Origin of the sequence: Mycobacterium sp. UM_Kg1 (assembly GCF_000972925.1) — a bacterium.
GTDB lineage: Bacteria > Actinomycetota > Actinomycetes > Mycobacteriales > Mycobacteriaceae > Mycobacterium > Mycobacterium hiberniae.
This window is the reverse complement of the sequence record NZ_JRMK01000158.1, coordinates 1-7878: the sequence shown is the minus strand read 5'-3', so window position 1 is coordinate 7878 and position 7878 is coordinate 1. Positions and strand designations below refer to the sequence as shown.

Below are 7878 nucleotides of genomic sequence, written 5' to 3'. Positions count from 1 at the left end.
CCACCGGCTCGGGCAGCCACTCGCCGAAATAGGATTCGCGCCGCCGCGCCGCCGAGCGCAGCCGATCCAGACCCAGTCGGCTCACCACCGTGGTCAACCAGGCCCGCGGATCGGCGATGGTGTCCCGTTCCGCGGCGCTGAAGCGCAGCCAGGCATCTTGGACGATGTCCTCGGCATCGGCGAACAGGCCGGTGAGCCGGTAAGCCACCGACAGCAGGTGCGGCCGCAACGCCTCGAAGTCCTCCACCGATGCCGTCATCGCCACCAGCCTAGGCGCGGATGCGTGCCCCCAGCAGCGTCGTCCATTCGGCGAGGTACTCCTCGTCGTCGGGTTGCTCGTCACCCGGCTGCGTCCCCACACCGCGATAGAGCATCCGCCCGGCCCGGTTGCCCAACAGCGCGTTGACCGCGACCACGGCGATCCGATGGGCGTCAGCGGCGGCCAGCTGCGGCGCCCACCCGGCGATCCAGTCGGCCAGCTCGGCGCAGAGGCCGTCGACGAGTGCGGCGTACGCCGCGGCCACCCGAGCCGACTGGCCAGCCGGCGTGCGGGCAGCGATCTGCAGCAGCTGCGTCTCCTCGTCGAGGACGGCGAACAGGTACCTGCCCAGCAGGGTCAACTCGGTGTCGAGATCTCCCAGTCCGGCAAAGAGCTTCCGCACGTCGCGCATGGCCTCGCGGCGGTCCAGTTGCCGGTCGATCCCGGCGGCAAGCAGAGATTCCTTCGATTTGAAGTGGTGGTAGAGCGCGCCGGAGCCCGGCGCAAGCCCGGCGGCCGCCTCGATCTGGGCGACGCTGGTGGCGCGGTAGCCCTGCTCGCTGAACAGCCGCATCGCCGCGGTGAGCAGCCGGTCCCGTGTCATTGTTGCCGCCATTGACCGCCCCAAAGTGACCACTTAGTCTTGCAAAGTGTTCACTTTATCAGCCGTCAGCCGGGTGTGACGATGGGCGATCCGGTACCGCAGGGCCGTATGCGTCGAACGATGCCGCTGGCCGGCTTCACCGCACGCGCCGCCGGAGGCCGCATGGTGGCGACACTTCGGGAGAAGGCCGGCGACACCGGCGCCGTCGAGAAGTTCCACGAGCGCACCGCCGAGCGATATGCCGAGCTGCTCGGACACTCCAAGGGCGTGCTGATGAAAGTCGGGCAGATGTTCTCGCTGTTCGACGCCGGCGCGGTCGGCGGTGGCGAGCTGTCGCCGTATCAGCGGGCACTCACCAAGCTGCAGGCCGATGCCCCGCCGATGGCGCCCGAATTGGCCCGTGAGGTGTTCCGGACCGAGCTGGGACGATCAGTCGACGAGGTGTTCGCCGAGTTCACCGATGAGCCCGTTGCGGCGGCCTCCATCGGGCAGGTCCACCGTGCGGTGCTGCCCGACGGCCGCCAGGTCGCGGTCAAGGTCCAATACCCCGGTGTGGCCGAAGCGATCCGCGCCGACTTGGCCAACACCGAGTTGTTGACGACGGTGATCCGGTTCGCCTCGGCCGCCAGCGGCCCGGCACCCGACCTGCGGCAGAACGCACGGGAGGTCGCCGAGCGGATCACCGAGGAGATCGACTACCGGCACGAGGCGGCCAACATCACCACGTTCGCCACCTTGTATCGCGATCATCCGTTCATCCGGGTTCCCGAGCTGATACCCGAGGTGTCCAGTGACCGCGTCCTCACCATGACCTACCTCGATGGATTGAACTGGGCCACCGCACAGCAGGCGGATCAGGATCTGAAGAACACCTGGGCCGAGGTGATCTGCCGCATGGTGACCGGCTCCTACCGGCACGCGAATCTCTTTCACGCCGACCCGCATCCGGGCAACTACCGATTCGGACCGGACGGCACGGTGGGCTTCGTCGACTTCGGCTGCGTCAAGGTGCTGCCGGAGCCGGTACGCCGGGGGCTGACCGGGACGCTGCGAGCGGTGTTGGACGATGACCGGCCGGCGTTGCTCGATTGGATGCCGGCGCTCGGGTTCTCGTCCACCGATTCCACACTCACCGGCGACGAGGCACACCGATGGTGGACGGCGATCGTCCACGAGCTCCTGCAACCCCAGCCGGTGACCTATTCCCCGGAGACCGTCAACCGGGCGCTCCGCTCACTCGTGGACATCCTCTCCGCCGATCATCCGACGCACCGCGTCACGCTGCCCCCTGATCTGGTGCTCTTCTCCCGCCTCACCCTGTCGATGAATGCCGTCTTCGCCGCACTGGGTTCCACCTTCGACGTGCGATCGACCATCGATGACATGGACGGGGCGGCCGAGCCGACCACCGCACTGGGAAAGCAGCACCGCGCGTGGGTCACCGGCCGCGGCCTGCCGTCCGGCCTGGACGATCATGACGCTTCCTGAGGTTGCCCGGTGGACTGGCGCGACACCCGGGCCTTTCGGGGACCGCTGAGGTGGTCTTCGAAAAATAGCGGTTGAGCGGCGCCCCGGGCGACGCCGCGACACAATTGCGCGGTGCGCAAGCCACGTATCGCCCCTGTCCGCTGGCAGCCCCCGCCGTCGCGCCCGCTGCCGCCGCCGGATCCGACGCCGGAGCTGCGGCTGGTCCCCATTCCCGGGACCGCGCCCGAGGACGTCGTCGCCGCCGCCGACGGCACCATCTGGACCGGCGTCGAAGACGGCCGGATCATCGCTGTCGCAGCGGACGGCACGGCGCCGCGGGTGGTGACCGACACCGGCGGGCGTCCGCTGGGACTGGCCTTCACCGGCGACGGGCGGCTGCTGATCTGCGACAGCCACCGCGGCCTGCTGCGCTATGACCCGCAGACCGCGCAGCTGGAGACCCTGGTGAGCGAAGTGGCCGGAAAGCCGCTGACGTTCTGCTCGAACGCCGTCGAGTGCTCGGACGGCACAATCTATTTCCCCGAATCGACCAGCCGGTTCCGCTATGAGCATTACAAGGGCTCGGTGATCGAGGCCCGCGGAAGTGGATCCCTGCTGCGGCGCGATCCCGACGGCACGGTCAGCGTGCTGGCGGCCGGGCTGCACTTCGCCAACGGCGTGACACTGACCGCCGACGAATCGGCTGTGGTGTTCGCCGAAAGCACCGGGCGGCGACTGTCCAAGTACTGGCTGACCGGCCCCCGCCGGGGTTGCATCACCCCGTTGGCCGATGAGTTGCCCGGCCATCCCGACAACATCTCCACCGGGTGCGACGGCCGGATCTGGGTTGCCATGGTCTCGGATCGCAACGCGCTCTCGGACTGGCTGAGCCCCCGCGCCCCGATCCTGCGCCAGCTGATGTGGCGGGCGCTGCCCTACCGCTGGCTGCCCGATCCGACCCCGGTGGTGTGGGTCGTCGGGTTCGACGCCGACGACGGGCGGGTGCTCGCCCAGTTCCGCACCGAACACCCGGACTTCGGACTGGCCACCGGGGTGGTGGAAAGCGACGGCCGGCTCTGGCTGGGCCGGATCGCCGGCCCGGGCCTGGCGTATTTCCAGCTGTAGCCTCCCGCTGTAACTTCCGCCCCACCAGCCACAGCGTGGCTTCCCGGTTTTACCCCCTCCGTCGCCTAGCCTGCACACACGATGACTTTCCTACGCTCGTTATCGGCCGTGGTGGCGGTGGGTTTCCTGGCCACCGGCGCTCCCCTGGCGACCGCGGATCCCACTCCCGGCCTCAACGCCGGAACGAACGGCTGCCCGTATCGGGTCAGCACCCCGCCCGCGGTGGACGCCTCCGAGGTTCCGCTGGCCGGTGATCCCCCGCTGCCGTTGCCGGTACCGGCCACCCCGGTCGGCGGCGAGGCCCTGGCCGGCTGCGGGATCGTGGTGGCGCCGGGTACCCCGCCGGTGCCAGGTGACGTCTCCGCGGAGGCGTGGCTGGTTGCCGATCTCGACAGTGGCGCGGTGATCGCCGCGCGCGATCCGCATGGGCGGCACCGGCCCGCGAGTGTGATCAAGGTGCTGACGGCCATGGCGTCGCTCAACGAGCTGGACCCCGACGCCGTCGTGACCGGCACCCAGGAAGACGCCAACGCCGAGGGCACCCGGGTCGGCGTCGGCCCCGGCGGCCGCTTCACCGTCAACCAGTTGCTGCACGGCCTGCTGATGGGGTCCGGCAACGACGCCGCACACGCCCTGGCCGTCCAGCTGGGCGGGATGGATGTGGCGCTGCACAAAATCAACACCTTGGCCGCCCGGCTCGGCGGCCGCGACACCCGCGCCGCCACCCCCTCCGGGCTGGATGGTCCGGGCATGAGCACCTCGGCCTACGACATGGCCTTGTTCTACCGCTACGCCTGGAACAATCCGGCGTTCGCCAACATCGTCGCAACGCGCACCTTCGACTTCCCCGGCTACGAGGACACGCCCGGATACCAGCTCGAGAACGACAACCAGCTGCTCTACAACTACCCCGGCGCCCTGGGCGGCAAGACCGGCTACACCGACGACGCCGGACAGACGTTCGTCGGCGCCGCCACCCGCGACGGGCGCCGCCTGGTAGCGGTGCTGCTGCGCGGTACCCGCCAGCCGATCCCACCCTGGCAGCAAGCCGCCCAACTGCTCGACTACGGCTTCTCCGTGCCGCCCGGCACCCGAGTCGGGACGCTGATCGAGCCGGACCCGGCGCTGGTGGCGCCGCGCAGCCCGGCCGAGGACCCCAGCCCGCAGGCCATGGCGCTGGGCCCGTCCGACGACACCGTCCCGGTTCGCGTCGGGGTGGGCATCGTCGGGACCGTCATCGTGTTCGCGCTCATCATGGGAGCCCGGGCGGTGAACCGCCGCCCCGGCAGGGGCCCGGCTTGGTGATCAAGACCCTGCGCGTCTTCGGCCGGCTCGCCGGGCTGCTCTTGATCGGGATCGGGATCAGCCGGATGGCGTTCTCACTGGACGCCATCCCGGACAGCCAAGCCGTCAACGCGACCGTGGACAGCGAGAGCCGCGCGGCGGGCGCGCTGCTCGTCGGTTTCGGGGTCGGCTATCTCGAGGCGTTTCGGCGCTCGGCCATCCCGGCCGGAGCCGTACGCCTGCTGGCGGCCACCATGGCCCTGCTCGGGGTGTCCCGGCTGATGTCGATGGCCGATGTCGGCATGCCGCATCCGGTCTTCACCGTCTCGTGTGCCGTCGAGTTCGCCGCGGCGGGGCTGACCTACTGGTACGCGACGCTGGCCGAGCCTCCGGTGCCGCAGCGTCGGTAGCCGACCGCATCACCTACCGTGAGCCAGATGGGCCGAATCGCCGAACTGCGCCGCACCTCGCCGCTGGCGTTGCTGGTGGGTGTGGCCGCCGCCAGTGTCGGGGTCATCTACGGCTACGACCTGTCCAACATCGCCGGCGCCCTGCTGTTCATCGAGGCCGACTTCGGAGTCTCGGCAGCCCAGCAGGAGATGATCACCACGGCCACGGTGCTCGGCGAGATCGCCGGAGCGATGGCCGGTGGATGGCTGGCCAACGCGATCGGCCGGCAGCGCTCAATGGTGGTGGTGGCCGTCGGGTACGCGGTCTTCGCGATATTGGGTGCGGCATCGACGTCGGTGTCGACGCTGACCGTGGCGCGGCTGCTGCTCGGCATCACCATCGGGGTGTCGGTGGTGGTGGTTCCGGTGTTCGTGGCCGAGTCGGCGCCGGCCCACGCCCGGGGCGCACTGCTGGTCGCCTACGGGGTGGCCACCGTGATCGGGATCATCGCCGGCTACCTGTGCGCCTACCTGTTCGCCGGAACCGGCAACTGGCGGGCGATGCTGGGCCTGGCCGCGGTGCCCGCCGTGCTGGTGACCTGCCTGCTGACCCGCATTCCCGACACCGCCCGCTGGTATCTGCTCAAGGGCCGCGTCAGGGACGCCGAACGCACCCTGCGCAGGATCGAGCCCGGCGCCGACGCGCGCCGCGAGCTGGCGGAGATCAGCCGGACCCTGCGCGCCGAACAGTCCGGCGGCCTGGGCGTGCTGCGCGAGATGCTGCGTCCGCCCTATCTGCGGGCGACGTTGTTCGTGGTGACGCTGGGGTTCTTCATCCAGATCACCGGGATCAACGCGATCGTGTACTACAGCCCCCGACTGTTCGAGAAGATGGGATTTCACGGCGATTTCGCGCTGCTGATCCTGCCGGCGCTGGTACAGGTCGCCGCACTGGCGGCGATGATCGTGTCACTGGCGATCATCGACCGGGTGGGCCGGCGGCCGATCCTGCTGTCGGGGATCGCCGCCATGGTCGCCGCCAACCTGGTGCTGGTCGCGGTGTTCGCCGCCGGCGAGTCGTTCGGCGCGGCCGCCGCGGCGATCAAGTTCGGCGGGGTGCTGCTGTTCACCGTCGGCTACACCTTCGGATTCGGCTCGCTGGTCTGGGTATACGCCGGGGAAAGCCTGCCGGCGCGAATGCGGTCGCTGGGGTCCTCGGCGATGCTGACCTCCGACCTGGTGGCCAACGCAATGGTCGCCGCCGTGTTTTTGACCATGCTCAACGCCCTCGGCGGAGCCGGGACCTTCGCGGTCTTCGGCGCACTGGCACTGCTGAGCCTGATCTTCGTCTACCGCTGCGCCCCGGAGACCAAAGGCCGCCAACTCGAAGACATCCGGAATTTCTGGGAGAACGACGGACGGTGGCCGCCGGAGCAGCCCGGCGTCCTCCTCGCCGAGGGGCAGGCCCCGGCGTGAGCGTCATCGCCGCCGACGCGGTGGTGCTCGGCGACCGGGTGCACCGGCCGGGTTGGCTGTCGGTGCTCGACGGGCGGATCGCGGCCTGCGGGCCCGGCCGGCCGCCGGCCGGGCCGGAGTTCGAATTCGGCGATCAGGTGGTGGTGCCGGGCTTCGTCGACATGCACTGCCACGGCGGCGCCGGCGTCTCCTACGCCGACGCCCCGGACCGGGCAGCGGCGCTGCACGCCGCCCACGGCACCACCGGAGGACTGGCCAGCCTGGTGACGGCCAGCCCGGAAACTCTGTTGGCCCAGGTCCGCAGTCTGGCGGCCGCGACCCGACGCGGTGTCGTCGACGGGATCCACCTGGAAGGCCCCTGGCTGAGCCGGCTGCACTGCGGCGCGCATGACCGCGGGCAGCTGCGGGCGCCCACCGACACCGAGGTCGAGGCGTTGCTGGCCGCCGGCGACGGCGCCATCAAGATGGTCACCCTGGCCCCCGAACTTCCCGGGGCCATGGCCACCACCCGTCGCCTCGTCGAGTCGGGAATCGTTGTGGCGGTAGGCCATACCGATGCGGACTACGAACTGACCCAGGCGGCGGTCGACGCCGGCGCCACCGTCGGCACGCATCTGTTCAACGCTATGCGGGCACTGCATCATCGGCAGCCGGGACCGGTGCCGGCGTTGTTGTCCGACCCCCGGGTCACCGTCGAGCTGATCGCCGACGGCGTGCACCTGCACGCGGGCGTCGTTCGGCACGTCATGGCGACCGCCGGGCCGGACCGGGTCGCACTGGTCACCGATGCCATGGCCGCCGCCGGATCCGGTGACGGCGCCTTCAGCCTGGGCGGGCTCGACGTCGACGTCGCCGACGGCGTGGCCCGGCTGCGCGGCACCGCCACGATCGCGGGCAGCACCGCCACCATGGACCGGATTTTCGCGACCGCGGTACGCCTGCTCGGAGCCGACGACGCGGCGCTGGCCGGCGCGGTGCGCATGACCTCGGCCACCCCGGCCCGCGCCGTCGGGCTGCACCGGACCGGTGTCTTGGCCCCCGGCCGCGACGCCGACCTGGTGGTAATGGACCGGGACTGGCGGGTCTGCCGGGTGATGCGGCGCGGCGCCTGGCTGAGTTAGGCTGCGGCGATGAGCGAACCGACCGTCACCCACGACAACCGGCAGTACCAGATCACCGTCGACGGCGAACAGGCCGGATTCGCCGACTACATCGAGAATGGCGACCAGCGGATCTTCCATCACACCGTGATCGAGCTGTCTCTTATACACATC

8 protein-coding genes are annotated in these 7878 nt (G+C 70.3%); 6 read left to right on the top strand and 2 right to left on the bottom strand.

The features are described 5' to 3' along the window. Positions 1–259, bottom strand: a 259-nt coding sequence (locus LI92_RS18160; protein ID WP_286135183.1) for a sigma factor, incomplete at its 3' end; no start/stop codon positions are given. Positions 260–269: 10 nt separating this feature from the next. Further along, entirely contained in the window at positions 270–875 is a 606-nt protein-coding gene (locus LI92_RS18155; RefSeq protein ID WP_046321377.1) for a TetR/AcrR family transcriptional regulator, read from the bottom strand. 69 nt (positions 876–944) lie between these two features. On the opposite strand from LI92_RS18155, the gene LI92_RS18150 reads away from it, so the two are divergent. The 6 genes from LI92_RS18150 to nagA all read left to right on the top strand — a co-directional run bounded on the left by LI92_RS18150 (position 945) and on the right by nagA (position 7725). After that, entirely contained in the window at positions 945–2351 is a 1407-nt protein-coding gene (locus LI92_RS18150) for an ABC1 kinase family protein (protein ID WP_046321376.1), read from the top strand. Between the two features lie 111 nt (positions 2352–2462). Then, on the top strand, positions 2463–3455 hold the full coding sequence (locus LI92_RS18145) for an SMP-30/gluconolactonase/LRE family protein (RefSeq protein WP_046321375.1): 993 nt from the start codon (positions 2463–2465) through the stop codon (positions 3453–3455). 81 nt (positions 3456–3536) lie between these two features. Further along, a complete protein-coding gene (locus LI92_RS18140; protein ID WP_046321373.1) occupies positions 3537–4760 on the top strand; it encodes a D-alanyl-D-alanine carboxypeptidase family protein in 1224 nt (407 codons plus the stop codon). Continuing rightward, positions 4757–5149, top strand: coding sequence for a DUF4345 domain-containing protein (locus LI92_RS18135; RefSeq protein ID WP_046321372.1), 393 nt, complete (start codon positions 4757–4759; stop codon positions 5147–5149). Before LI92_RS18140 ends, LI92_RS18135 begins: the two co-directional genes overlap by 4 nt. A gap of 45 nt (positions 5150–5194) precedes the next feature. Continuing rightward, positions 5195–6604, top strand: coding sequence for a sugar porter family MFS transporter (locus tag LI92_RS18130; RefSeq protein ID WP_502691476.1), 1410 nt, complete (start codon positions 5195–5197; stop codon positions 6602–6604). Beyond that, positions 6601–7725 carry an N-acetylglucosamine-6-phosphate deacetylase gene (nagA, locus tag LI92_RS18125; RefSeq protein ID WP_046321368.1) on the top strand — a complete coding sequence of 375 codons (1125 nt, stop codon included), beginning with the start codon at positions 6601–6603 and terminating at the stop codon, positions 7723–7725. Before LI92_RS18130 ends, nagA begins: the two co-directional genes overlap by 4 nt. Positions 7726–7878: the final 153 nt, after the last annotated feature.